The organism is Vibrio sp. YT-19(2023) (assembly GCF_033337395.1).
Genome location: NZ_JAWOQN010000002.1, coordinates 187,238 through 211,621, shown reverse-complemented (window position 1 = coordinate 211,621; position 24,384 = coordinate 187,238). Strand labels below are relative to the sequence as shown.

General features: G+C 45.4%; 21 protein-coding genes, 1 pseudogene and 1 riboswitch. Of the genes and pseudogenes, 13 read left to right on the top strand and 9 right to left on the bottom strand.

Annotation, left to right across the window (positions count from 1 at the left end):
• Nucleotides 1–8: 8 nt before the first annotated feature.
• The 3 genes from R7E78_RS02945 to R7E78_RS02935 all read left to right on the top strand — a co-directional run bounded on the left by R7E78_RS02945 (nucleotide 9) and on the right by R7E78_RS02935 (nucleotide 2,724).
• A complete protein-coding gene (locus R7E78_RS02945) occupies nucleotides 9–695 on the top strand; it encodes a potassium channel family protein (RefSeq protein ID WP_017634413.1) in 687 nt (228 codons plus the stop codon).
• Nucleotides 688–1,836, top strand: coding sequence for an AI-2E family transporter (locus R7E78_RS02940; RefSeq protein WP_005386936.1), 1,149 nt, complete (start codon nucleotides 688–690; stop codon nucleotides 1,834–1,836). The genes R7E78_RS02945 and R7E78_RS02940 overlap by 8 nt, the downstream gene beginning before the upstream one ends.
• Nucleotides 1,837–2,052: 216 nt before the next feature.
• Entirely contained in the window at nucleotides 2,053–2,724 is a 672-nt protein-coding gene (locus R7E78_RS02935) for a DUF2057 domain-containing protein (protein WP_017634411.1), read from the top strand.
• A 59-nt stretch (nucleotides 2,725–2,783) separates the two neighbouring features.
• Here R7E78_RS02935 and R7E78_RS02930 read toward each other — a convergent pair whose 3' ends face one another.
• Complete coding sequence (locus tag R7E78_RS02930) at nucleotides 2,784–3,230, bottom strand: RDD family protein (protein ID WP_318057625.1); 447 nt, start codon at nucleotides 3,228–3,230, stop codon at nucleotides 2,784–2,786.
• A gap of 180 nt (nucleotides 3,231–3,410) precedes the next feature.
• Nucleotides 3,411–4,175 carry a ferredoxin--NADP reductase gene (locus tag R7E78_RS02925; RefSeq protein WP_005374935.1) on the bottom strand — a complete coding sequence of 255 codons (765 nt, stop codon included), beginning with the start codon at nucleotides 4,173–4,175 and terminating at the stop codon, nucleotides 3,411–3,413.
• A gap of 210 nt (nucleotides 4,176–4,385) precedes the next feature.
• Between R7E78_RS02925 and R7E78_RS02920 the strand changes: the two genes are divergently transcribed.
• Nucleotides 4,386–4,838 carry an acyl-CoA thioesterase gene (locus R7E78_RS02920; protein ID WP_005374933.1) on the top strand — a complete coding sequence of 151 codons (453 nt, stop codon included), beginning with the start codon at nucleotides 4,386–4,388 and terminating at the stop codon, nucleotides 4,836–4,838.
• A gap of 1,493 nt (nucleotides 4,839–6,331) precedes the next feature.
• Here the strand turns inward: R7E78_RS02920 and R7E78_RS02915 are convergent.
• Entirely contained in the window at nucleotides 6,332–6,550 is a 219-nt protein-coding gene (locus R7E78_RS02915; protein WP_005374929.1) for a VF530 family DNA-binding protein, read from the bottom strand.
• A gap of 132 nt (nucleotides 6,551–6,682) precedes the next feature.
• Between R7E78_RS02915 and R7E78_RS02910 the strand changes: the two genes are divergently transcribed.
• Nucleotides 6,683–7,606, top strand: coding sequence for a LysR family transcriptional regulator (locus tag R7E78_RS02910; RefSeq protein WP_005374928.1), 924 nt, complete (start codon nucleotides 6,683–6,685; stop codon nucleotides 7,604–7,606).
• Here R7E78_RS02910 and R7E78_RS02905 read toward each other — a convergent pair.
• Complete coding sequence (locus tag R7E78_RS02905) at nucleotides 7,603–7,893, bottom strand: putative quinol monooxygenase (RefSeq protein ID WP_005374925.1); 291 nt, start codon at nucleotides 7,891–7,893, stop codon at nucleotides 7,603–7,605. The two genes, R7E78_RS02910 and R7E78_RS02905, sit on opposite strands and share 4 nt — an antisense overlap.
• A 69-nt stretch (nucleotides 7,894–7,962) precedes the next feature.
• The gene (locus tag R7E78_RS02900; RefSeq protein ID WP_005374924.1) at nucleotides 7,963–8,616 is read right to left on the bottom strand and encodes an oxygen-insensitive NAD(P)H-dependent nitroreductase NfsB; all 654 of its coding nucleotides are present in this window, start codon (nucleotides 8,614–8,616) and stop codon (nucleotides 7,963–7,965) included.
• A gap of 167 nt (nucleotides 8,617–8,783) precedes the next feature.
• Here R7E78_RS02900 and R7E78_RS02895 point away from each other — a divergent pair, with 167 nt between their 5' ends.
• The gene (locus R7E78_RS02895) at nucleotides 8,784–10,247 is read left to right on the top strand and encodes a helix-turn-helix transcriptional regulator (RefSeq protein ID WP_318057624.1); all 1,464 of its coding nucleotides are present in this window, start codon (nucleotides 8,784–8,786) and stop codon (nucleotides 10,245–10,247) included.
• A gap of 129 nt (nucleotides 10,248–10,376) precedes the next feature.
• On the top strand, nucleotides 10,377–13,034 hold the full coding sequence (locus R7E78_RS02890; protein WP_318057623.1) for an alpha-amylase family glycosyl hydrolase: 2,658 nt from the start codon (nucleotides 10,377–10,379) through the stop codon (nucleotides 13,032–13,034).
• An 84-nt stretch (nucleotides 13,035–13,118) separates the two neighbouring features.
• Here R7E78_RS02890 and R7E78_RS02885 read toward each other — a convergent pair whose 3' ends face one another.
• Complete coding sequence (locus R7E78_RS02885; protein ID WP_104976414.1) at nucleotides 13,119–14,276, bottom strand: D-alanyl-D-alanine carboxypeptidase family protein; 1,158 nt, start codon at nucleotides 14,274–14,276, stop codon at nucleotides 13,119–13,121.
• Between the two features lie 210 nt (nucleotides 14,277–14,486).
• On the opposite strand from R7E78_RS02885, the gene R7E78_RS02880 reads away from it, so the two are divergent.
• Together R7E78_RS02880 and R7E78_RS02875 are read left to right on the top strand one after the other, a co-directional pair.
• A complete protein-coding gene (locus tag R7E78_RS02880; protein WP_053303894.1) occupies nucleotides 14,487–15,782 on the top strand; it encodes an alpha/beta fold hydrolase in 1,296 nt (431 codons plus the stop codon).
• A 464-nt stretch (nucleotides 15,783–16,246) separates the two neighbouring features.
• On the top strand, nucleotides 16,247–17,227 hold the full coding sequence (locus R7E78_RS02875) for a rhodanese-related sulfurtransferase (protein WP_017820145.1): 981 nt from the start codon (nucleotides 16,247–16,249) through the stop codon (nucleotides 17,225–17,227).
• Between the two features lie 68 nt (nucleotides 17,228–17,295).
• On the opposite strand, the gene R7E78_RS02870 is transcribed toward R7E78_RS02875, so the two are convergent.
• The gene (locus tag R7E78_RS02870; RefSeq protein WP_005374898.1) at nucleotides 17,296–17,601 is read right to left on the bottom strand and encodes a DUF6482 family protein; all 306 of its coding nucleotides are present in this window, start codon (nucleotides 17,599–17,601) and stop codon (nucleotides 17,296–17,298) included.
• A 108-nt stretch (nucleotides 17,602–17,709) separates the two neighbouring features.
• Between R7E78_RS02870 and R7E78_RS02865 the strand changes: the two genes are divergently transcribed.
• The 3 genes and pseudogenes from R7E78_RS02865 to gbpA all read left to right on the top strand — a co-directional run bounded on the left by R7E78_RS02865 (nucleotide 17,710) and on the right by gbpA (nucleotide 21,707).
• Entirely contained in the window at nucleotides 17,710–19,191 is a 1,482-nt protein-coding gene (locus tag R7E78_RS02865; protein WP_182038080.1) for a cryptochrome/deoxyribodipyrimidine photo-lyase family protein, read from the top strand.
• Nucleotides 19,192–19,271: 80 nt separating this feature from the next.
• Nucleotides 19,272–19,772: a fasciclin domain-containing protein gene (locus R7E78_RS02860; protein WP_054728820.1), complete on the top strand. Its 501-nt coding sequence runs from the start codon at nucleotides 19,272–19,274 to the stop codon at nucleotides 19,770–19,772.
• Between the two features lie 272 nt (nucleotides 19,773–20,044).
• Nucleotides 20,045–20,145: riboswitch (cyclic di-GMP riboswitch) on the top strand.
• A gap of 98 nt (nucleotides 20,146–20,243) precedes the next feature.
• Nucleotides 20,244–21,707, top strand: a pseudogene (gene gbpA, locus R7E78_RS02855) (N-acetylglucosamine-binding protein GbpA).
• Between the two features lie 52 nt (nucleotides 21,708–21,759).
• Here gbpA and R7E78_RS02850 read toward each other — a convergent pair.
• The gene (locus tag R7E78_RS02850; protein WP_047102402.1) at nucleotides 21,760–22,632 is read right to left on the bottom strand and encodes a patatin family protein; all 873 of its coding nucleotides are present in this window, start codon (nucleotides 22,630–22,632) and stop codon (nucleotides 21,760–21,762) included.
• Nucleotides 22,633–22,821: 189 nt separating this feature from the next.
• Nucleotides 22,822–23,463 carry a MarC family protein gene (locus R7E78_RS02845; protein WP_005374889.1) on the bottom strand — a complete coding sequence of 214 codons (642 nt, stop codon included), beginning with the start codon at nucleotides 23,461–23,463 and terminating at the stop codon, nucleotides 22,822–22,824.
• Between the two features lie 195 nt (nucleotides 23,464–23,658).
• Here R7E78_RS02845 and nfsA point away from each other — a divergent pair, with 195 nt between their 5' ends.
• The gene (gene nfsA / locus R7E78_RS02840; RefSeq protein WP_170893944.1) at nucleotides 23,659–24,381 is read left to right on the top strand and encodes an oxygen-insensitive NADPH nitroreductase; all 723 of its coding nucleotides are present in this window, start codon (nucleotides 23,659–23,661) and stop codon (nucleotides 24,379–24,381) included.
• Nucleotides 24,382–24,384: the final 3 nt, after the last annotated feature.

Below are 24,384 nucleotides of genomic sequence, written 5' to 3'. Positions count from 1 at the left end.
GAAGAGCCATGGTCATTGGTAAAAACCTCAAAAATATTAATGAAGAAAACAACTTCTTCTATCTAACCTTAGCACTAGTGATTTTGTTGCTAGGGAGTGCGATGGCACAAGTCGTAGGTGAAGGGACGATTGAACACATACTTCAGGCTTTCACGGTTCTGACGTTTATCGTCTGTTTTGCGAGCCTTCGCTTTGACAAAACCTGGTCTCGTTTCCTCTACAGCCTGTTTGGTGTTTGGGTTCTTGTGATTGTGATCAAGACCGTTTTCGACATCAGAGAGATGAATGTGGTGATGCTTGCCCTCACCTTTGCGTTCTTTTTCGGCACTTTTAAATCCATCGCAAGACAGATTCTTTTCACCGGCCATGTCAACAGCAACAAAGTCATTGGCTCGGTAGCGCTTTTCTTGCTACTTGGTCTGATGTGGGCGATTGCCTACCTCATTCTGCTTGAGTTTTCGCCTGAAGCCTTTACCGGTATGGAAGCGATTTCTTGGGGGCAGAACTTCTCCAATGCAGCGTATTTCAGTTTCGTTACCTTAACCACGCTCGGTTATGGCGACATTAGTCCTCTAACACCACTGGCTCAAGTCGTGGTGTATTTAGAGGCCATCACAGGTGTTTTTTATATGGCGATTGTTGTTTCAAGTCTCGTCAGTTCTAACATTGATCATCAGGTAAACAAAAATGGATAAACAATCGGTAAAAATCGACAGTAAGCTTTTCATCAGTAATATGGTGGAATCAGCAATACGCATTGGCTTGATCTTTGTCTTGCTGATGTTTACGTACGACATCATCAAACCCTTCATACTTCCGGTTATTTGGGGCGCTATTATAGCCGTCGCTTTAATGCCGCTTACCCAAAAATTGCAGCGTGTATATGGTGGTCGCAGAGGTCTGGCAGCCACAACCATTGCTTTACTTGGTATTGCCCTCCTTGTCACGCCACTTGTTATGGTATCAGGCTCCATTGTGGATGGTGCAACGCACGCGCTTGAAGTACTACAAAATGGTCAAGTGAAAATACCAGGGCCAAAACCTTCCGTAGCGGATTGGCCTATCGTGGGTGATAAGCTCTACGAAGTGTGGACCCTATTCGCTACTAATCTTGAGCAAGCGATTCAAACCTTTATGCCACAAATAAAGGCAGGACTCACATCTTTACTGGGTACACTGGGGGGCGTATTGGGAAGTTTACTGCTTTCAATCTTGTCACTTGCTATTGCAGCAGGTTTCATGACGTACTCTGAATCTGCGGCATCAGGCCTAAGAACCATCGCGATTCGTACCGCTGGTGAAAACGCAAAAAGCTGGACCACGCTTATCGCAGCGACAATTAAAAGCGTACTGCTTGGCGTAGTCGGTGTAGCGGCGATTCAAGCACTGTTGATCGGTGCTGGTTTCTTCGTATTTGGCGTTCCGGCAGCAGGTTTACTCACACTGCTTCTAATGATCTTATGTATCGCTCAGCTCCCGGCGTTGCTCGCAGTGCTACCTGTGATTGGCTTCATGTACATGACCCAAGACACCTCAACAGCAACCATGTTTACTGTTTGGGTCGTAGTTGCGGCTCTTTCTGAAAACCTGTTCAAACCAATGTTAATGGGACGTGGCGTCGACGTGCCAATGCCTGTGATTCTGCTCGGTGCCATCGGCGGTATGCTTTTCTACGGCATCGTTGGTCTGTTCTTAGGTGCCGTTATCCTAGCAATTTGGTATGAGTTATTTGTTTGGTGGTTGAGCATTGAGAAAGCACAACAGCAAGAAGAAATGGCAGAACAACAAGACGCTTCTGATGACCAATCAGAACCTGGACACGGTGCTGGCATTTAATAAATCAATAAGTTAGAAAGAAATTTAATCTATAACTTATGATATCAAACCGCTGCATTTCAGCGGTTTGATTCTATTTGGATCACAGTTTCGTCGTAATAAATGCGATAAAAATGACGTTCTTGTTAAATTTTCATACTTATTACACTTGGGAGTTGCAATCGGGCAATGAACGATGCACTCTCGATGACCACTAATTTGCTTAGGATAAAAACAATGAAATTGATCAAGCCTTTAACTTGTGCGCTTGCTCTCGCAATGAGTGGCATGGCATTCGCAGATGTAACCGTGAGTGTTCCTGACAACGTTTCAGTATTGGCGGCTAACGGTGAAAAAGCAGATCTTTCGGGTGGTTTTTTCGCCTCTGAAAGAACACTGACGTTACCTGATGGCCTTAACCAAGTCGTATTTCGTTTCGCCCCTTACTTCAACCAAGGTAATGACCGTTTAAGTGTTGAAAGCGATGTTATCGTTACACGATTTGACGCGACCAATGCCGAACTCACTCTACAAATGCCAGAATACCGCAACCTACGTGATGCGGAAGAGAAGATCAAAGACTTAGATTGGAAACTGGTTGATGATTCAGGCAACGCAATCGCGGTTGACCAGGACAAGTTGCTCAAACCGGGTATGCAAATCGGTCGTGATTACGTACGTGAAATCGAAGATTATAACCAAGCTGGCGGTGCAGCAGCCGTGGCTTTTGCTGGCGCAGCGACCATGCAGCCAGTCACGCTTCCTGCAAAGGTTCCTGCGGATATGAAGCAAGTGAGAGCAACTGCGGTTAAAGCGGATTCGACAGCTGAAGAGATGCTGCACTTCTGGTACCAAAAAGCAGACGCAGAAACCAAAGCTCGCTTTAAGAAATATGTTAATCAACAGTAAATCTGGTTAACTTTATCGATATTAAAAAAGCCACTTCACGTGGCTTTTTTGATCAAAAATTAGGAAACTTGGACAACTTTAGTATTGGCGATCAAGTCATGCAACAAACGTCGCTCCGGATGAAAGAACAACAATGCCAAATTTACCAACGGGATCCCCGGAATGAGCATCTCCAGCAAGTAGCTAATAACAAGCCTTAACCCTGCTGTAACTTTCGTTGCCTTACTATCATTTTTCATTACAACTTTAATACCAATCATGCGCATACCAATGGTTTGCCCATGACTCAATGCATTCCAGTTGATCATTAAAACCGTTGGTAAAGAAAGCAAGTAAAACGCCTGAGTTTCACGAACAAGCGTGAGGTTATCTGCTAAAGAGAGCTGAAAGTCGTTAAGAAAAGAGTTAATACTCAATGCAATTATTAACACTACCACCATCGTAAAGAGCAGGTCGATAAAACCAGCAATGATTCTCTGTTGCTTGTTCGCGATAAAAGCATACATGGACTTCAGTCACCTCAATGTAATTGGTTAAGCGAGAATGACTGAGTGTACAGACGCGCAATGGTGAGCGCAGTTTAGGTATTGCCAACATAATATTCAACTAAGAACATACTAAATCGCGGTCGTATCTCAAAAGTAATCATTACATCTTGAGCATAACCGTATCAATTTAACAAAACGCTACCAGTAACGTTCGTAAATGATATTTCCCCCAGTTTGATGGCGATACTTTTCCAAGCCTAGCTCTTGTAAAACGGGCACGGTATCTTTGATCATTTGTGGATTCCCACACATCATGACAAAGCTACGCTGAGCTGAGAATGGCGCATCAGCGGCGTTGGACAGTAAACCCGATTCGATGAGTTCAGGAATTCGGCCTTGTAATTTACCATCAACCACTTCCCTGCTGACTATCGGTATATACTTTAATCTGCCTTCATATCGTTGCTGAAGCTGTTCAATTAGGTATTTATAAACCAGATCTTTTTCGAAACGAACGGCATGAACCAGCACAATGCGCTCATTGTGAGGCGGTAAGTTTATATCATCCAGCAGCGATAAAAACGGTCCAATCCCCGTACCTGTAGATAGCAGCCACAGGTCATGAGCCTGTTTAGGAATAGAATCATGGATTAAATCGCCATGTGCGGTGGCACCGACATAAATGCTATCACCAGATTTAAGCTTTTGGAGCCGTGGAGAAAGTTGTCCTTGAGGGTCGGCTACTATTAGAAACTCCAACCAATCGAATTGCTCGCTTGGCGCATTAACCACAGAGTAAGCACGGCTGATCGGCTTACCTTCATCATCAAGCAAAGCAAGCTTGGTGAATTGGCCAGCTTTAAAGGAAAGAGGCGCGCCAGATATTCTCAAACTGAACAGCTCACCTGTCCAATCAATGCGTTTCTCAACTCTTGCGAGGTTGAAACCTTTGAGTTCAATCATGAGACACCTCCTATCTGGTTACTCTTAGTTAAACTTACGCCTTCAACTCGATTATGTAAAGTTTCTGGTTTACATAATCAAACCACTATTTCATTTCACATTTTAAAAACAATTTTATTACATATTAAATGATTACATCTAGAATAAATGCTCAAAGTGATAAGTCGCGTCGCAATTTGTGGCAAAGCAGATGAAAAAGGAGCAATAAAAATGGACACACTGTTAAAGGACTTTCCCGTTATCACAGAGATAAAAGTCGCATGGGGTGAAATGGATGCTCTGCAACACGTTAATAACGTGGTCTATTTTCGCTACTTCGAGACCGCACGTTTAGATTACTTCAACAAAATTAACCTGCTGGTCGACCTGCAGACCTCGCAAATTGGACCAGTACTGAGTGAGACTCAATGCCGCTACAAATTGCCTGTTACTTACCCAGACACGCTATTAGTCGGTTCTCGCGTAATCGACATGCAAGAAGATCGCATCACAATGGAGTACCAAGTGCTGAGTAAGAAGTGGGGTAAGATTGCGACCATCGCGACCGCCACTGGTGTGATGTTTGATTTTAAGAACAACGTAAAAGCGGCGATTCCAGACCACGTTCGCCAGTCGATTTTAGATTTGGAAGGAACTGTGGGTAGCACGCATCATTTAGAGTAGCAAGAAATGAGAGATTAAAGGCGAGGTTCCCGACAGCGATTCTTCATCGCTGTCGGGAATAACGTATGGCTAATCTTCCAACCTACGCGATAAGAGAACTAGCGTCATTCTAGCGAGCCAAGGCGAGACTAAGAATCTACTTACCGCTTGCTGCAGGCCTATAGAGATATAAATAAACTCAATACAATCTGAGAGTAGATTCTGAATCACGCTCGTTCCTCGCTGTTCAGAATGACGGTTCGAGTTTGGCTCTGATCTCTACAAAACCATCTAAAAAAGCGATTCCAGAAGAACCTATGTGACCATCCGGAATTTCGCTTTAGACGTAACAGTAGAGCGACTCTTTCAGCCTACGCGATAAGAAAAGCTACGTCATTCTAACGAGACTAAGAATCTACTTGCCGCTTGCTGCAGACCATAGAGCTATGAATAAACTCAATACAATCTGAGAGTAGATTCTGAATCACGCTCGTTCCTCGCTGTTCAGAATGACGGTTCGAGTTTGGCTCTGATCTCTACAAAACCATCTAAAAAAGCGATTCCAGACGAGCCTATTTGACCATCCGGAATCTCGCTTTAGACGCATCAGTAGAGCGACTCTTCCAGCCTACGCGATAAGAAAAGCTGCGTCATTCTAGCGAGCCATAGCGAGACTAAGAATCTACTTACCGCTTGCTGCAGACCATAAAGCCATGAATAAACTCAATACAATCTGAGGGTAAATTCTGAATCACGCTCGTTCCTCTCGGTTCAGAATAACAGTTCGAGTTTGGCTCTGAGCTCTACAAAACCATCTAAAAAAACGATTCCAGACAAACCTAAGTAACCATCCGGAATCTCGCTTTAGACGCATCAGCAGCGCGACTCTTCCAGCCTACGCGATAAGAAAAGCTACGTCATTCTAGCGAGCCAAAGCGAGACTAAGAATCTACTTGCCGCTTGCTGCAGACCATAAAGCCATGAATAAACTCAATACAATCTGAAGGTAGATTCTGATTCACGCTCGTTCCTCGCAGTTCAGAATGACGGTTCGAGTTTGGCTCTGACCTCTACAAAACCATCTAAAAAAGCGATTCCAGATAAGCCTAAGTGACCATCCGGAATCTCGCTTTAGACGCATCAGTAGAGCGACTCTTCTAGCCTACGCGATAAGAAAAGCTACGTCATTCTAGCGAGCCAAAGTGAGACTAAGAATCTACTTGCCGCTTGCTACAGACCATAGAGCCATGAATAAACTCAATACAATCTGAGGGTAAATTCTGAATCACGCTCGTTCCTCTCGGTTCAGAATAACAGTTCGAGTTTGGCTATGACCTCTACAAAACCATCTAAAAAAGCGATTCCAGATAAGCCTAAGTGACCATCCGGAAAATCACTTTGGACGTATCAGTGGAGCGACTCTTCCAACCTACGCGATAAGAAAAGCTGCGTCATTCTAGCGAGCCAAAGCGAGACTAAGAATCTACTTACCGCTGCTGCAGACCATAGAGCGGTTAGCAGAATGTCTCGATGTACAGCGCTTCGACTTTGTCCCGCGCCCATTGCGTTTTACGCAGGAACTTCAGCGACGATTTGATTGAAGGATCTTTCTTGAAACAGTTCACACGAACGCGCTCATACATGCCATTCCAACCAAAGTGTTCAACTAGTCGGGTGACGATTTTCTCTAAACTCAACCCGTGAAGTGGGTTATTCGGCTGCTGTTGGCTCATGCTATTGATCCGGTAAAGTGAAGTTGCGCGCTAATCTAACTCAAACTCGCCGTGCAACCTAATGTTTTAACCTTGAATTGGCCTACGACTCTCCCCTATAGTAGCCCAAACTTCTTAAAAGCCCTTTTCATTATGAAAGCCCTCAACGACCTCAATATTTTTGTCGAAACCGCGCGCCAAGGCAGCTTTTCAAAAGCCGCTAACAGTATGGACATGACACCTGCCGCCATTAGCGCATCGATTAAGCGTCTTGAAGGGCAAATCGGTTTCCCGTTGTTTGTGCGTTCCACCCGAAGCCTGCGTTTAACCTCAGAGGGCGAACTGTTTTTAGACAAAACCACGCAAGCGTTGGCAACATTGCAAGAGGGGTTGGATCAGATCTCAAGCGCGCGTGGCGAGTTATCTGGTCAGCTGCACATTACTGCACCCTCCGATTTTGGTCGCAATATGTTGCTCGATTGGGTGGATGAGTTCATCGATCTCTACCCAAATGTTTCCATTAAACTAGAGCTGTCCGATAGCTTGACGGATATGTATACCAAGCCTGTCGATATTGCGATTCGCTACGGCGAACCGGCCGACTCCAATCTGGTCGTATTGGCATTGTGTGGGTCAAACGAACGGATATTATGTGCATCGCCAGAGTACGTAGCTACACATCCAGAACTCGCCTCTCCTGCCGATTTAACGCAACACAACTGCTTGTGCTACATGGTCGCGGATTCGGTCTACAACAAATGGACGCTCACTCGTGGCAGCGAGAAAGAACAAATCGTGGTCAGCGGTAACTTGTTGAGCAACGATAGTGACTTGCCACACCGGTTAGCGATAAAAGGCAAAGGCATTGCGAATAAATCATTGATGGACATTAGCCGAGACTTAATCGAGGGAAGGTTGGTGCGAGTGTTACCAGAGTGGGATTGCGGCCCAGTGCCGCTCTACATGGTATGTGCCGATCGTCGATTATTGACGCCAACGATTCGGACTTTCCGCGACTTTATCCAACAAAAATGCTGCCAGCAACGCGCCAACGTGCTGGCAACCTTCTGTCATTAGGCGATAAATCGAAGAGGACGAATCTGGGTATATTCAACCCAATCATTCTCTTCCAATGTTTCAAGAAACGTCGCCATATGCGGGCTTTGCAAATGCTTATCCAAGGCCTCTTGCGATGCCCAGATTTCTTGGAACATAAATAGGCCATCAACTTTTTCGTCGAGATACAACTCGTATTGGCAACAGCCTTCTTCTTTACGAGTTGGCTCTAGTAAACCAGCAAGCAAATTCACCACCTGATCCTTACTATCTGGATAGGCTTTCACTTCTGCGACTAAGTGGATCATCGTTTTATCACTCTTTTGCGATTTATATATTGATTACGGGGTTCTACGTCACCTGTAAGTAAGCTCGAATTAGATCTCGGTGAATACGGTTTCTGCGTCCCAGCGAGACTTTGGCGTTTTCGCGTTGAAGTCATCTTCCGCGTGGTAGCCAAGCGGCACGATCACAACACTGGTATAACCTTTTTCACGCAAGCCAAATTCTTCATCCAGCACTTTTGGATCAAACCCTTCAATTGGTACTGCATCAATTTCTAGCGTCGAAGCACCCAACAGCAACGTACCCACGTTGAGGTAAACTTGTTTCTCCATCCAATGGTTTGCATCTTTCAGATCAAAACGGTGCATGTTCACAAAGTAGCTACGACCGCCGCGTACAGCCGCTTTCGCTTCTTCAGTTGGGAATCGACCATCTTTTTCTTCTTGCACCATTAGCGCTTCAATGTAGTCGTTATCAATGCCTGTTTTCGCACAAAACACCAATACGTGAGAAGCGTTGAGAATCTTCGCCGCGTTAAACGCGTAGTTCTCTTGCGCCGCTTTAGCGATGCGCTGTTTGCCTTCTTCTGTGCTTGCCAGAATGAAATGCCAAGGCTGGGAGTTCACACTCGATGGACTAAAACGAATCAGCTCTTTAACTGCATCGATTTTTTCTTGAGGTAGCTTGCGCGTTGGGTCAAACACTTTCGTTGAGTAACGAGATTTTGCAGCTTGTACGATATCCATGAGGTTCTCCAATTAATGAATTTAAGCTGTGTAACAGCATAACCTCATGAGATAAAGGGAAAAACCGATTTCGATTAAAAACATTTTCAAAATAAATTTGAAAATAAAACGATAAGAAAGGCTTTGAGCGTTCTCACTGAACTTCTTCATCTTTTCAGCAATAATGCATGTTTGCTCGCAACCAAACTCAACTCATGCTGCCTCAAGATAACGTTATTACATCCTTTCTGTGCAAAAAGCTCGGTCACAATCACCTTCGAATTGCCGGCGAATATTGGCACATTGAGAAGTTGGTGGCCTTGCAATGCATGATGTTGAAAGAAGCGCCTAACCTCCAAGAAGGGCTGCTTTGGTGGAGTAAAAGTGTCTCATTATTCGACCGCCGTTTGTACGTCACATTGCAACATGGTGATGCCCAAATCCATCTGCAAGTCGAATGTAGAACGGCCGATATGCCAAATTGGGCGGAGTCGGTGTTTGGCTTGCTCAGAATGCAGTTGGAAATACTTGAGCTAAGCGAATCAATACAGGTACAAGTTCACGCCAACAATCCACTCGCGGCCGATATTTTTCTAGAGGAAACGCAAGATTCTAAAACGAGTTCAAACGTGTTTGATTTGGTGAAACATGTTTATTTGCTGCTTTCTCACCAGCCAATTGAACAACCAGAATTACTGAGTGTTTTGAACGCCTTGTTCATCAAAAACAGCAATTACGCGCTCAAGTTAGAGCAAGCGGCAAGGCAACTGGGCGTCTCCAAACGCACCTTGCAACGTCGACTGCAAGAGAAGCAAATGAGCTACTCTCAATGCGTTGATTTCACTAAAAGAAAGCAAGCACTCACTTTGCTTGCCGACACCCAACTCACAACGCAGCAAATCGCCTATCAACTTGGTTACGAAGAACCATCGAACTTTCACCGCACTTTTCGTCGTTGGTATCCGTTTTCCCCCATGCAGTATCGCCAACAATGTTTGGATAACCGAACTCAACTAAATCAACAACCGATCCGCTTGTACTACGCCAAAGCCAATACCTTCGACGATAACCACATCGACCAACCTGTCGGCAAAATATGGATGGAAGTGGACAATATTGCGTTTGAAAAAGTGGTCTCCGTTGAATGTCGAGACCGTGATGGCACGTGGCGTCGCTACCCAGCCTTCTTCGAGCGTTTTTTGAATAATGGCACCGAACTATGGGCGACAACAGAGCTTCCTGTCGCACATCCACTGACCTTTAGACTGTGTTATGAAGTCGATGGTGAGCGCTACATTGATAACAACCACCAGCGTGATTACGTGGTCTCCAAGGGGCTTTTAATTGGCGCAACGGAATACATTGTCCCGACTCGGCAGCTTATTAATATTGGGGCGCAATACACGCTCTTTGTCGAACTGGCATGCCGACTTGAAAACGTTGCGAGGATTGACTGTTACGTCGATGATGCCCCTACACCTCACGTAATGCGCTTGACCCAACACTCGCTACATTATGCTTGTTGGGTGCTGCAATTATCGCTCACTCAAACTGCAAAGCAGTGCCGTTTCCGCCTTTATGATGAATCCGACAACGAGCTCGCGAAAGAGCATTACCCGATACAATATCCTATTGTGCAACCGCTCAATTAAAACTGTCGGTCAGATCAAAATCGTCTCTTCGTGACATCATATCACGTCTTTTTTGGCGTGAAATGACACTCTCAATTTCAAACCTTTGCTTTATCGTTTCTGCATTGCTGCATAACGGAGGCAAAAACTGTGTTTGAAACTCTACCTAACCCAATGAATAAAATAAAAATACTTCCTTTATCGATCGCTCTAGCTCTTTCTGGCTGTGGAAGCGACGAAACCGCACCAGTCGATACAGGAAGCCACGTGGCATCTCCTGATTGGCAAGATCAAATCATTTACTTCTTGATGATCGACCGTTTTAACGACGGCGACAGCGCTCTCAATGATCAAGGGCAAAACGAGTTCGATCCGACGTCGGATAAAAAATTCAGCGGCGGCGACCTCGTTGGCGTGAGTGATAAGTTAAGCTACATCGAAGATCTCGGTGCCACATCGATCTGGATTACTCCGCCAGTTGCTAACCAATGGTGGGATGCTGAGCAAAACTACGGCGGCTACCATGGGTACTGGGCGCGCGATTTTCAAAAAGTGGATGAGCACTTTGGTGACATGGAAAGCTACCAAGCGTTAGCACGCGAAGTGCATGCACGTAACATGTTCTTAATTCAGGACATCGTGACCAACCATGTAGGCAACTTCTTCACCTACGATGATCCTTACAGTTATGATCCAAGCCTACCTTGCCAAGGCTTCCGTTTGATAAAAAATGCACTACCCGCCGGGCAAGAACTGCCGTACCCACTCAACATGAACGAGTGTAAAACAGACGGCACAGGTAGTTACCACTGGACGCCAACCATCACCGACCACAACGATCCGGTACAAGAAAAAACATGGCAACTCTCTGATTTGGATGACCTTAATACGTCCGATCCCGAAGTGCGCGCTTACTTAAAAGAGAGCTACCGAAAATGGATTCGCGAAGTCGGCGTCGACGGATTCCGTATCGATACGGTGAAGTTTGTTGAACACGATTTCTGGAACGACTTCCTACACGCCGACGATGGTGTGATGACGCAAGCGGTTGATACCGGTCGTGACAACTTCCTCACTTTTGGTGAAGTATTCGAAACATCTACGCCTTACCACACCGAAGGCGAAGAGAAGATGCTGACTTACATCGGTGAAAGTGGCTCGCCGAAACAGCTAACCTCGGTACTGAACTTCCCATTGCAAGCGACCATGACGCGCGTATTTGCATCAGGACAACCGACCGACTATTTACGTTTCCGTCTTGAGAAAATGATGGAGATGTTCCCAAATCCATACATCATGCCGAACTTCATTGATAATCACGATATGCCGCGTTTTCTGTCGCAAGGTAGCGTGAATGACATGAAACAAGCACTGATCACCATGATGAGCGTGCCGGGTATTCCTGTGATTTACCAAGGTACAGAACAGGCGATGTCAGCAGCGCGCGATGCGATGTTCTCCGGAGGGTACCGTGAAGATGGCAACTACGTAGACTCATTCGACCAAAACAGTGAGATGTACTTGTTTATTCAAGAACTTGCCAAGCTACGCACTGAAAACAAAGTCATGACACGTGGCGAAATAAAAGTGATTGGCAGCGATAAAGCGGGCGCGGGCGTCTTCGCCTTTACCCGAACGTTGGATAACGACGAAGTCTTGGTTGTGATGAATACATCCAACTCGCCGATGTTGATGAACCAACTCGATGTAGAACAAGTTGGCGGCACCGTCTTCCAACAACAAATCATGTCGAACTGGGCAGAAGCTCCAGAACAGTTAATCGCCGATGAAAACGGTCACGTAACCCTTGAGCTACCAGCCAAATCTGCCGTGATTTACTCGAAAACTAACGACATCCAATCGGTAGAGACCCCAGATCTCAACATCCAACTGGCACAGGATTGGGAAGGACAAACCATCACTGATGACATCGTGATTACTGGTACTGCTAACGCAAACGAGAAATTGAACCTTGTCGTGGACGGTAATCTAGAAACCGCACAGGCCATTACCGTGGGCGCTGACGGTCAGTTCAGCGTGACTTTATCTACCCGTCACTTTGCGATTGGCGAACAGCAACACCGCTTCGCGATTTACTCCACGGAGAAGAAAGCAGGCATTGAAGATGTAAACTTTGTGTCGGACTTAAGCTGGTCAAACACGCCAGACGACACTATTGATGACGCAGGCGATGCGCAAGATGGCATGGGCGGTCCTAACGGTAACTACTCGCTACCAACGGATCCAACGTTCGATAAAGATAACAGCCAACTCGCAATCAACAAAGCTGAGGTATTTACCGTCGGCAGTAACGTGCGCTTGACCTTCACTATGGACAAGATCACCGATACTTGGTTGCCACCAAACGGCTTTGACCACGTTGGTTTCACCATCTTCATTGATTTACCGGAAGAAGCGGCAACCAACCTAACGGAACTGCCTAAGATCAACGCTTCTATGCCAAGCGGAACATGGAGTCGCAATGCCGTGGTCTTCGGCTGGCAAAGTTCGATTTACAACACTCAAGGCGCAAACGCGACGACATGGGGAGAAGCCGTAACGCCAGCACCAACAGTGACAGTAGACAAAGCCAACAACACCATTTCAATGGACTTTGCTAGCGATGCACTAGGCCGCCCAGATTCGCTCGATGGTATCCGCTTCTATGTCACGACTTGGGACTTAGACGGCCTTTCGGCAACTTACCGTCCGCTAGAACAAGACAAAGGCCCTTGGAACTTCTCCGGTGGCGCATCGGATGAAAGTAAGATTTGGGACGATTTACCAATCATCACCTTGTCGGAATAAACCGTTAAATAAAACACCGCCCAGCGTTTAGCTGGGCGGCCATCAACAAAAAAATGCAGAAAGACACTTCTGCTCGTTTTTATTCTAGTTAAAGAACGATTTCACCCACAGCACCAGACTGTCCCAAAGCTGAGCGAACCACGAGCCCTCTTCTACCGCTTGGCTGCTGACCAAGGGATAACTCGCCACGGTACTGTCATCGCTTTTCCAAACGACCTTACCAATCTCATCTCCTTGCGCGATCGGCGCAATCAACGGTTCATTTAACACCACACTCTTATCAAGCCCAGCCGTCATTGAACGAGGCAGAGTGAGATAGGCATCTTTAGCAAAGATCGCCTCAACTTGATTAGCATTTCCCTTCCAAACGCGAACTTTAGACTCAACTTCCCCCTGTTTAGCAACTTGCTTGGTGTCATAAAAGCGAAAACCATAGCTGAGTAGATTCTTCGATTGGCTGATCCGAGCCTGTTTACTTGGCGTACCCATCACCACCGAGATAAGGCGCATTCTTCCTTCTTTGGCCGAGCTCACCAAGCTGTATCCGGCATTGCTGGTGTAGCCGGTTTTTCCCCCGTCGACATCAATGGAATTGTCCCACAACAACTTATTGCGGTTGTACTGCGTAATGTCGTTCCACTTGAAGACTTTCTCACTGTATAGCGCGTACACATCAGGAACATCGCTGATGATCGACTGCATGAGTCTTGCCATATCGGTTGGTGAGGTTTGGATGCCATCACTATCAAGACCATGGGAGTTCACAAAATAGGTGTCTTGCAGTCCTAATTTCTCCGCCCAACCATTCATCAAGGCAACAAAGCCGCGTTCACTGCCTGCAACATGCTCAGCCAGTGCAACGCACGCGTCATTTCCTGATTGGATGATCACGCCGCGCATTAAGTTCGCAACACTAATTTCATCTTTCGGTTTGATGAACATTTTAGAAGAACCGGGAAACTTGGCCGACCACGCGTTTTCGCTCACGGTGACAACATCATCCCATTTCAAACGCCCCGCTTTGATTTCTTGTCCAACTACATAAGCGGTCATCAACTTGGTTAAACTCGCCGGAGCAAGGCCTGCTCGCCCGTTATACTCGGCAATAATGGCACCGGATTGAAAGTCCATTAATACGTAGCCTTTTGCCTGTAACTGAGGTGGGTTGGGCGTAACAACGGCAAAAGTAGGTACGCTTATTAAACAAGTCACAATTGTCCATCGAGCCAGTGACACTTTCATCCGACTTCCTCCATGCTCTTACTTTGTCGCAACTCTATTGAGCATAGCTCACTCAACCAGTTGCACCAGTCGCTAATCGTTTCATTTTCTTGAACTTACATTGATTTGACCAAGGTATAGAACTGAAGAGGCAATTGGGAAATAGCGTTGGTTCTTCGCGCCATTCGCAGTAAAGTAGCGCTACCCCTCAATAAGGAAATAAAGATAACAATGAACGCTCAATCATTTATCGACGCAGGATTGCATTACACTCCCCACAGTTTTACCGTTCCTCTGGATTACCAAGACGCAAGCAAAGGCACCATTAGAGTCTTCGCCCGTTCGGTTTGCCTAGTTGGCGATGAAGAATCGACCAAACCTTGGTTGGTTTACTTTCAGGGCGGGCCTGGCTTTCCCTCTCCACGTCAAAACGGCAATAATGGCTGGGTAAAACGCGCCCTGCAAGAGTACCGAGTTTTGCTTCTCGACCAGCGCGGTACGGGCAACAGCAGCGTAATTAATCACCAGACGCTTGCTCACCTCACGCCAGAGCAACAAGCAGACTACTTGAGCCACTTCCGAGCGGATAACATCGTGCGCGACGCGGAATACATTCGTGAGCAATTTGGCGTCGAAAAATGGGCGATCTTAGGTCAAAGCTTTGGTGGGTTTTGCTCCCTCACCTATTTGTCTTTGTTCCCAGACAGCTTGCTACAAAGCTACATCACAGGTGGCGTGCCATCAGTCTCACGTCATGCCGACGATGTGTATGAAGCCACTTTCAAACGCACCATGGAGAAAAACCAAGCGTTCTTCCAACAATTTCCAAGTGCGCAACAACTTTGCCAAAACATTGCGAATCACTTGCTGGAAAATGAAGAGTACCTACCAAATGGTCAACGCTTCACAGTGGAGCAATTTCAACAAATCGGCATCAACTTTGGTGTGAGTGATACTTTCTTACCAACTTACTATTGGCTAGAAAGCGCGTTGATTGAAGTGAACGGCAAACCACAACTTCGTTATGAGTTCTTAAACGATATGTTGGCGCAGCAAAACTTCCAAACCAACCCGATCTACGCCATTTTGCATGAATCGATTTACTGCCAAAGCTTCGCGTCGAATTGGAGTGCGCACCGCGTTCGCCAAACCCGATCAGAGTTTAATTATGAATCTGGCAAGCCATTTTACTTTACGGGGGAAATGGTCTTCCCATGGATGTTCGACCAATACGTTAACCTCAAACCACTAAAAGACGCCGCAGAAATATTGGCAGCGAAAAAAGATTGGACTGCGCTGTACGATCAAACACAACTGGCTCAGAACAAAGTGCCTGTCAGTTGCGCAGTTTACGCCGATGATATGTTTGTTGAAATGGATATCAGCCGAGAGACGCTCGCGTTAATACCAAACTCAAAAGCGTGGATCACCAATGAGTACGAGCACAACGGCTTACGTGCCGACGGTGAACGTATTCTCGACAGGCTCATTGCCATGGGAAAACAGACCGCAGCTACGTTGAAATAAGCACGGCAGACGTTAGAAAAACGCCTTTTCAGTATGTGGTGAAAAGGCGTTTTATAGCGGTTTATGAACAATGGCGATCAGTCATTCACTCTTTGTCCCTAAACCTTTATCCCTCACCACCTCATGTATAAAACTGCGACATGTCCTTTCCTTGTCAATGACTCCGGTGATTACTTGGTGCTTCTTGCGCCTAACTTTTTTGAAGGGCCTAAAAGAGAATAACAGCATAAATTTAAACCAAAAGTATCGGCTCCAACCTACCTAAACCACTATAATTAATGCTTATAATTTGAACACATAGCGGCTTCACCTGCGGACATGCTCCCCCTACCAAAGACCGCCAGGCCCCGCCTACTCATAATATCCGTATAATTTGTCCGTATTTCCGACTAGTTTAGTCAGGTATACTTCGTGCCGCTAAAATTTTAAGGTCGTTGACCACCTGTATTTTTAAAGGAAACCTCATGAGTCAGTATGTAGTTTGTGCGCTGTACAAGTTTGTTGAGCTGAATAACTATCAAGAGCTACGCGAGCCATTACTTGCGTTGATGGAAAAACACCATATTCGCGGAACATTACTACTGGCAAGTGAAGGTATCAACGGTACTGTTGCATCTGATCGTGCAGGTATTGATACGCTACTGGAGTGGCTAAACAACGAACCTCGTTTGACTGGCACCGTATACAAAGAGTCGTATTCTGAGACCCAGCCATTCAATCGCACCAAAGTGAAATTGAAAAAAGAGATCGTAACATTAGGTGTTGAAGGTATAGACCCTCGCCACGTAGTGGGTACTTACGTGAAACCTCAAGAGTGGAACGATCTTATTGCTGATCCTGAAGTGTTTGTTGTCGATACACGTAATGATTACGAAATCGAGATCGGGACATTCAAAGGCGCTGTAAACCCAAATACTGAAACCTTTCGTGAATTCCCAGACTATGTAAAAGAAAACATGGACCCGGCAAAACACAAGAAAGTTGCGATGTTCTGTACCGGTGGTATCCGCTGCGAAAAATCAACGGCTTACATGAAAGAACAGGGCTTTGATGAGGTCTACCACCTAGAAGGCGGCATTCTTAAATATCTTGAAGAAGTTCCTCAAGAAGAGAGCATGTGGGAAGGCGATTGTTACGTATTTGACGGTCGTGTTGCCGTGAACCACCAGCTAGAAAAAGCAGATTACGATTTATGTAACGCTTGTCGTCTACCGATCACTGAAGAAGACAAACAGTCAGAATTGTTCGAGCAAGGCGTGAGCTGTCCAAAATGTCACGGCAAACACTCAGAAGAACAAATTGCTCGATTCCGCGAGCGTGAAAAACAAATTGTTCTTGCAGAGCAGCGAGGCGAGCAGCATGTTGGTGGTGAAAGTGCCAAGCAAAGAGAAGCTCGACGTGCCGCTAAGTACGCGCAAAAAGAAGCGCAGCGTAAACAAGACTAAGCCTAACTCTCCTTATATTTAGCGAGCTGCCGTAAGGTGGCTCGCTTTTACTGCGCACCAATACTCTTTCAATACAATTTTGTATCCCTCACCAATACCTCTAGTTGATTGTCTCTTTTACCTTCGGGTAGCCCCACCATTTCATCATAAGCACTTTGATGCACTAAGACCTGCTTATTTGCTTTGATATTCCTGCACTTCTTTTGCATCTCGATCAGGGAATGAGCCCTCAAAAAGATACCGTTGTCATCAGTGATAAATTGCGCTTCTCCATCAATCACAACAGATGCCTGGTACAATGCGAGATCAAGCGAATGAATGACCAATTTGTCTACATAGAAGTATTTTTGTAACTTACTCAATGGTATTGCCATGTGTCACCTCCCTAAAAGTTACCTCTACGTTTTGTGGAATAAAACCGATCATTGGATGAGATTTCTTCGGTTTACTTGCGTACAACATCGGAAACAAAGAGGATTCCGATGCAAACAATCAATGTCGTGTGGTTAAAACGAGATTTAAGGCTGACTGACCATCAACCACTAACTCAAGCATTATCAACAAAGCACCCAACTGTGCTTTTATATATTGTTGAACCATTGCTATTGAATAACCCACACTATTCTGAGCGCCACTGGCGATTTGTTTGGCAATCACTGCAAGACATGGATGAGACGCTCAAAGCCTATGGGCATCGAATCACGGTGCTGTATGACGATGCCTTAGCATGTTTCCAATCAATTCAAGCGCAATATCAAATCAACGCTGTTTTTTCTCACCAAGAAATAGGAATCAACTGCACCTTTGAGCGCGACAAACAAGTTGCCGCTTGGCTGTATGAGCAGAACATCGACTGGTTTGAATTCGAACACGGTGCTGTTATCAGAGGTGCAAAAAACCGGCAAGGTTGGGACAAACATTGGGATTCTGTCATGAGAGCCTCAATAAGCCCTATTGAGCTCCAAACCGACTTATTGCATTCATTGGATGCAGAAGCTCTCGGCTGTTCGTTTTCGCCACCATCATCCTGGCTATCAAAATGCAAAGGAATGCAAACGGGAGGAAGCCGGCTCGCTTGGAAAACACTAGAGGACTTTTTTCATCGTCGAGGTCGTGATTACTATCGAAGCATTTCTAGTCCCACAGCCTCACGCACAGCCTGTACTCGACTTTCTCCATACCTCGCTTGGGGTAACATATCCTTGCGTGAAGTTTATCAATACCTTTTGAAACACTGGCAAGTCGCTGGATTTCGTCGCAGCTTAATTGCATTGTCTTCACGGCTTCATTGGCACTGTCACTTCATCCAAAAATTCGAATCGGAATACGACATGGAGTTTTACTGCGTTAATCGGGCTTACGAACCATTGATTAAACAAAGTAGTACTTTCGATGAAGAAAAGTTAGCAGCATGGAAATCCGGGCATACTGGCGTACCTTTGATTGATGCCTGCATGCGCTGTTTGCACCACACTGGTTACATTAACTTTCGCATGCGTGCCATGCTGGTTAGCTTTCTTACTCACCACATGAACATGGATTGGCGAGTAGGTGTAACGCATTTAGCGCAACTATTTCTCGACTTTGAGCCTGGAATTCATTACCCACAATTCCAAATGCAAGCAGGAGTAACCGGGACTAACACAATCCGTATTTATAATCCGATCAAGCAAGCCCAAGAACATGATCCTAACGGTACGTTCATCTACAAGTGGGTGCCTGAGTTACAAATGGTTCCTCCCCCTCTTTTATTCGAGCCCTGGACAATGACCCAGATGGAAGCTGTCATGTATCAGTTGCAGCCAGATAGCCGTTACCTTGCACCTATTATCGCACCAGACAAAGCAGCTAAGGCAGCAAGAGAGCGCTTATGGGCGTGGCGGAAACGAGCCGATGTGAAACAAGAAGGCAGACGAATTCTTGCGCGACATGTTAGGCCCTCAAAAGAAAGTAGGACGCGATGATCATCTTTCAATCACGATGCGTACAAATGCAAACACACTCAAGGGAACCCGCTGTACCCTCAACTAGTAAGGAACACACTATGTTCAAACGTATCTTAGTTATCGCGGCTACACTGATGGCGACATTATCTTTTATGCTTCCCGTCAAGGCTCATGAGCATGGCATGATGAAAGCCGATATTGTCGACGTTGCCGCTGACAACGGCTCTTTCAATACGCTTGTTGCTGCGGTGAAAGCAGCGGGCTTGGTTGACACTCTCAAAGGGGAAGGCCCATTTACTGTTTTTGCACCAACGGATGACGCTTTTGCAAAACTGCCAGACGGCACAGTCGACATGCTCTTAATGCCGGAAAACAAAGACAAGTTAGTATCTGTTTTGACTTATCACGTCGTCCCAGGGAAAGTGATGGCTGCCGATGTTGTTAAGCTAGACAAAGCGACTACGGTTCAGGGGCAAGATGTGATGATTAAAACCATGGGTGATAAAGTCATGGTTAACGATGCAAATGTCATTGCAACCGATGTGAAAGCTAAAAACGGTGTCATTCACGTGATTGATACTGTCATCATGCCGAAATAACACCATTCAGAGGGCGGTACAATCCGCCCTTTAGACAGAACTTCTTCCACCCTTAGCACGATTCCTCTCCATTTATCCCCAACAAACCTCCACTCATTCTCCATGATTATTAATAAGATAAAAACAAAATTAAAATCAATATCTTGCAATACGATACTGCATAATATTGACGAGGTTAAGATATCGTTATCTTTCAATTTGAGAACAGGATTCCATGTCAGTGACGTTTACTTTTCCACATGTAAATTCTTAAGCTAAATTTTGGCTGCTCAATCACATTTCGGCAAACCATTCGAAAGGGTGGGACGCAAAGCTTCCGGTCTGTCAGCATTTAAAAATCTAAAAGAATGCTCATGATAGCGGGGTTACCATGACTCAGTGTTACAGAAGTCCAATTTCTGTAGCGTTGCTTTATGCTCAGCATGCGCCGGGGTGTGACATTAGTTTGTCAGCCATAACAGAGGACATGTGATGAAATCATTTCCAACCAAATCCGTACTCGCGTTAGCACTTGCAAGCATTAGCTCAGGTGCTGCGGCTCACGGTTATGTATCAGAAACCAATGGTGGTGTCGCTGCAAGTCGCTCGGCACTATGTAAGTATCCATCGCCAGATACTAACGAAAAAAATAATAACTGCGGTGCGATTCAATATGAACCGCAAAGCGTTGAAGGCCCTGATGGCTTTCCCGAAACAGGGCCTCGCGATGGTAAAATAGCGAGTGCCGAAACCGCTTTAGCAGCTGCCCTTGATGAGCAAACTGCCGACCGTTGGGTAAAACGCCCTATTCAAGCAGGTACACAACCTTTTGAATGGACATTTACCGCTAACCACGTGACGCGCGACTGGAAATATTACATCACCAAGCCTGATTGGAACCCAAACGCTTCACTATCACGAGACTCTTTTGATCTAACTCCTTTCTGTGTCGTCGACGGCAATATGGTTCAACCCCCGAAACAGGTAAGCCATCAATGTAATGTGCCTACTCGCGAGGGATACCATGTCATCCTGGCAGTATGAGATGTTGGCGACACTGCAGCCTCATTTTATAACGTGATCGATGTGAAATTTGATGGTGACAGTCCCGTTATTCCAGATTGGAAGCAAGGCGGTCAAATTATTCCTACAATGGATTTAAATATTGGGGATTCGGTTTATACACGCGTATTTGATCAAGCAGGTGAAAACGTGGCGTATAGAACTGAACTAGAAATTACCGATGCAGCAATGGGCCAAGCGAAAAACTGGTCTTACGCACTCGCGACTAAGCTAAACCAAGAACAAGCAAAACTGCAAGCCGGGCAGTATGCAGAGGATAAATTCACTCCTGTTTATGGTACTAATCCGGTGTATCTGCAAGCAAATAGCGGCCTTGAGCGAGTAGAGATCGGCTATAACATTGAAACTCCTGTCCCAGAATACTCACTCACAGTAGATGGCTTAGCAGACGAGTATATCATTGAGTCAACACCGACAACGTTGGATCTGACACTAACTGCTGAAGGCGATTTAAATGCAGAACTCACCGTTTACAATCACCATCGCGAACCACTTGCAAGTTGGGCAAACGAAATGAAAGACGGCTCGGTAGAGGCGATATCGCTCGCTTTAAGTAAATCGGAGCCGGGTCACCATATGCTCGTAACACGTATTAAGGATAAAGATGGCAACTTGGTGGATCAGCAAACACTCGACTTTCACTTAAAAGAAGAGTCAGTTACTCCACCACCATCTGATGAGTACGATTTTGTCTTCCCTGAAGGACTATCTAGCTACACGGCGGGCACAAAAGTGCTTGCCAGCGACGGGGGCATTTATCAATGTAAACCTTTCCCATACTCTGGTTACTGTATGCAGTGGAAAGAAAGCGCAAACCATTACGAGCCTGGAATAGGTTCACACTGGGAGATGGCTTGGGATAAAGTCAACTAAATCACCCTTTGAACGTTATGCAAAAGAGTCTCACTATGAGGCTCTTTTATAATCAAACGCAAAAATGACAATTTTCCCGGTCTAAACCATGAACACCAGATAAACTAGTGAGATGCGCTCGCCCCTCAATCAGCCCCATTTCATACCCTTCTAGTAAAACGGATTGTCGCATTGATAAGCGCTGAACATGAAAATTATCTGGTGGGGCAATTACCCTAACATGTGTTCCTGGTGGAGGGTTACGAATAAACTCTAATGATTGATTATAGTTATCTGCACGTCTTAACATCGCACCCGCCATTTTGGGGTGCTCCGCAAACAGTTTCTTCATCAGCCATGTGGTCTTAACTGGCTTTTTGGCATAATTCAGCGGGTGAGAGAGTACTACGGTTATGTCGCGAGCCCCTCGACGATAAGCCTCACGCACTGGTATAGAGTCAGCGACCCCACCATCGGTATAACAACCGCCAGAAAAACAAGGGGTATGCTTGTAGGCAATCGGTAATGCTGTTGTCGCTTCAATCGCATGGTGAAAATTATCACGTGTCACGCGATAGTAATCTGCCTGCCCTGTATCTACATTTGTTGTCGCTGCGAGAAAAGGAACGCCATTAAACAGTTTATTTTCATCGACGGGATACAAGCGATTAGATTCTTCAAACAACCACTTCACATCGATGAGGTCCCCACCTTTAACGAAGCGAGTCGGGTCAAAAAAGCGTTTACTTGTGGCCAGCTTAGTAATGACGTTAATACTGCGATGCGGGTAGTCGGTCAAATACCCAATCAAATTTGATGCACCAGCAGATACACCGATTGCAAAATCAAACGGTTTATAACTCTGCTCTAAAAACGCATCTAACACTCCGCTTGCGAAGACGCCTCGCATCGCGCCACCTTCTACTACAATTGCTTTTGTTGCCATATTTCCCCCATTCTCCTTGCCAAAAGAGTAATGAAATTCGTGCAATCACAACAATTGAATATTCTTATTATTGAAATAGTGAAGTCTATTTATTTCTCTCTTAGAAAATGAAAACTAAAGTTCAAAAAATCCGTACCCGTTAGAAATGTAATTGCGGGCTTAACCAAGGTGGCAAGGTCTAAGAGAAATCTAGGAGAAAACCGTTTTATAGGCTTCGCCCGCGCCATCAATGAACATTTGAGTACCAATAACCGCTAGAATTAAGCCCATCATTTTAGTCACAACATTTAGAGCACTTGGTCCAACCGCTTTGACCAATTTGTCTCCAAATAAAAACAGTACATAGGTGATCACACAGAGGACAGCGAAAGAAACGATAGTAATAATGGTTTGATCGAAACCACCCGCTGTCGCAAAGTTCATCGCGGTAGCAATCGTTCCAGGCCCAGCTAATATTGGCATCGCCAGTGGAGACACTGCAATACTCAATGCCGCCCGTTGCTGAGCTGGTGAATACGCCTTCTCTTTGGTTTTCTGATGCGTCGAATCACCTTGAAGCATGTTAAAACCTATCAAAAACACCAAAATACCGCCTGTTATTCGCAATGCATAAAGCGTGATACCAAACAAATCAAAAATTAACTTACCGGCAATAGAAAATATCGCGATGATAATAAATGCAATAAAAACCGAGCGAAGCGCAATGGAACGGATGGTTTCTTTATCTTCATCAGCAGTTAAACTCAAAAAGATGGGAATATTGGCGATAGGGTTCATGATGGCAAAGAAGCCCATAAACACCGTAACTGTATGAACAATGAGTTCTTTCATATTTTCCACTGCATTTAAATTATTGATTCTAAAAACAGTATATACGCTCTCAAACAGAACGAGTGATGTATTCTCGATTCGCCTTCACACTTATGCGCCAAGCATTGTTTTTCTTTTGAGATAGTTTACCGACTCATCAAATGTCGCTAAGGTGAGTCTTCAGCCTTTACACGTAACAGGGGATGTTAAGTCACCATGAACAGCACGATTCAAACAATTCTCAATCACCGCTCAATTCGAAAATTCACCTCACAACCGATTGAGAGCGAACAATTAGATGCCATTCTTCAAGCCGGCCTTGCGGCGTCCTCATCAAGCATGTTGCAAGTCGTTTCAATTATCCGCGTGACCGACAAAGAAAAACGTACGCTATTAGCTCAATATGCCGGAAATCAAGGGTACGTTGAAAGCGCGGCTGAGTTTTTGGTGTTTTGTATTGATTACCAGCGCCACGCCAGTATCAACCCAGATGTTCAAGCTGATTTTACCGAGTTAACGCTAATAGGCGCTGTAGACTCGGGCATCATGGCACAAAATTGCTTGCTTGCGGCGGAGTCGATGGGACTAGGAGGTGTGTATATTGGTGGTTTACGAAACAATGCCCAAAAAGTAGACGAATTATTAGGTTTACCTAAAAATACCGCCATTTTATTTGGTATGTGTCTTGGTCATCCAGATCAAGCCCCTGAAGTAAAACCTCGCCTACCTAAGCATGTCGTGGTGCATGAAAATCAGTATCAAGACCTAAGCTTGGATGATATTCAGACGTATGACCAAACTATGCAAAACTACTATGCAAACCGTTCGAGCAATCAAAAACAGAGTACTTGGTCACAAGAAGTCACCAGTAAACTGGCTGGCGAATCACGTCCGCACATCCTGCCTTACTTAAACAGAAAAGGGCTCACTAAAAGGTGATGA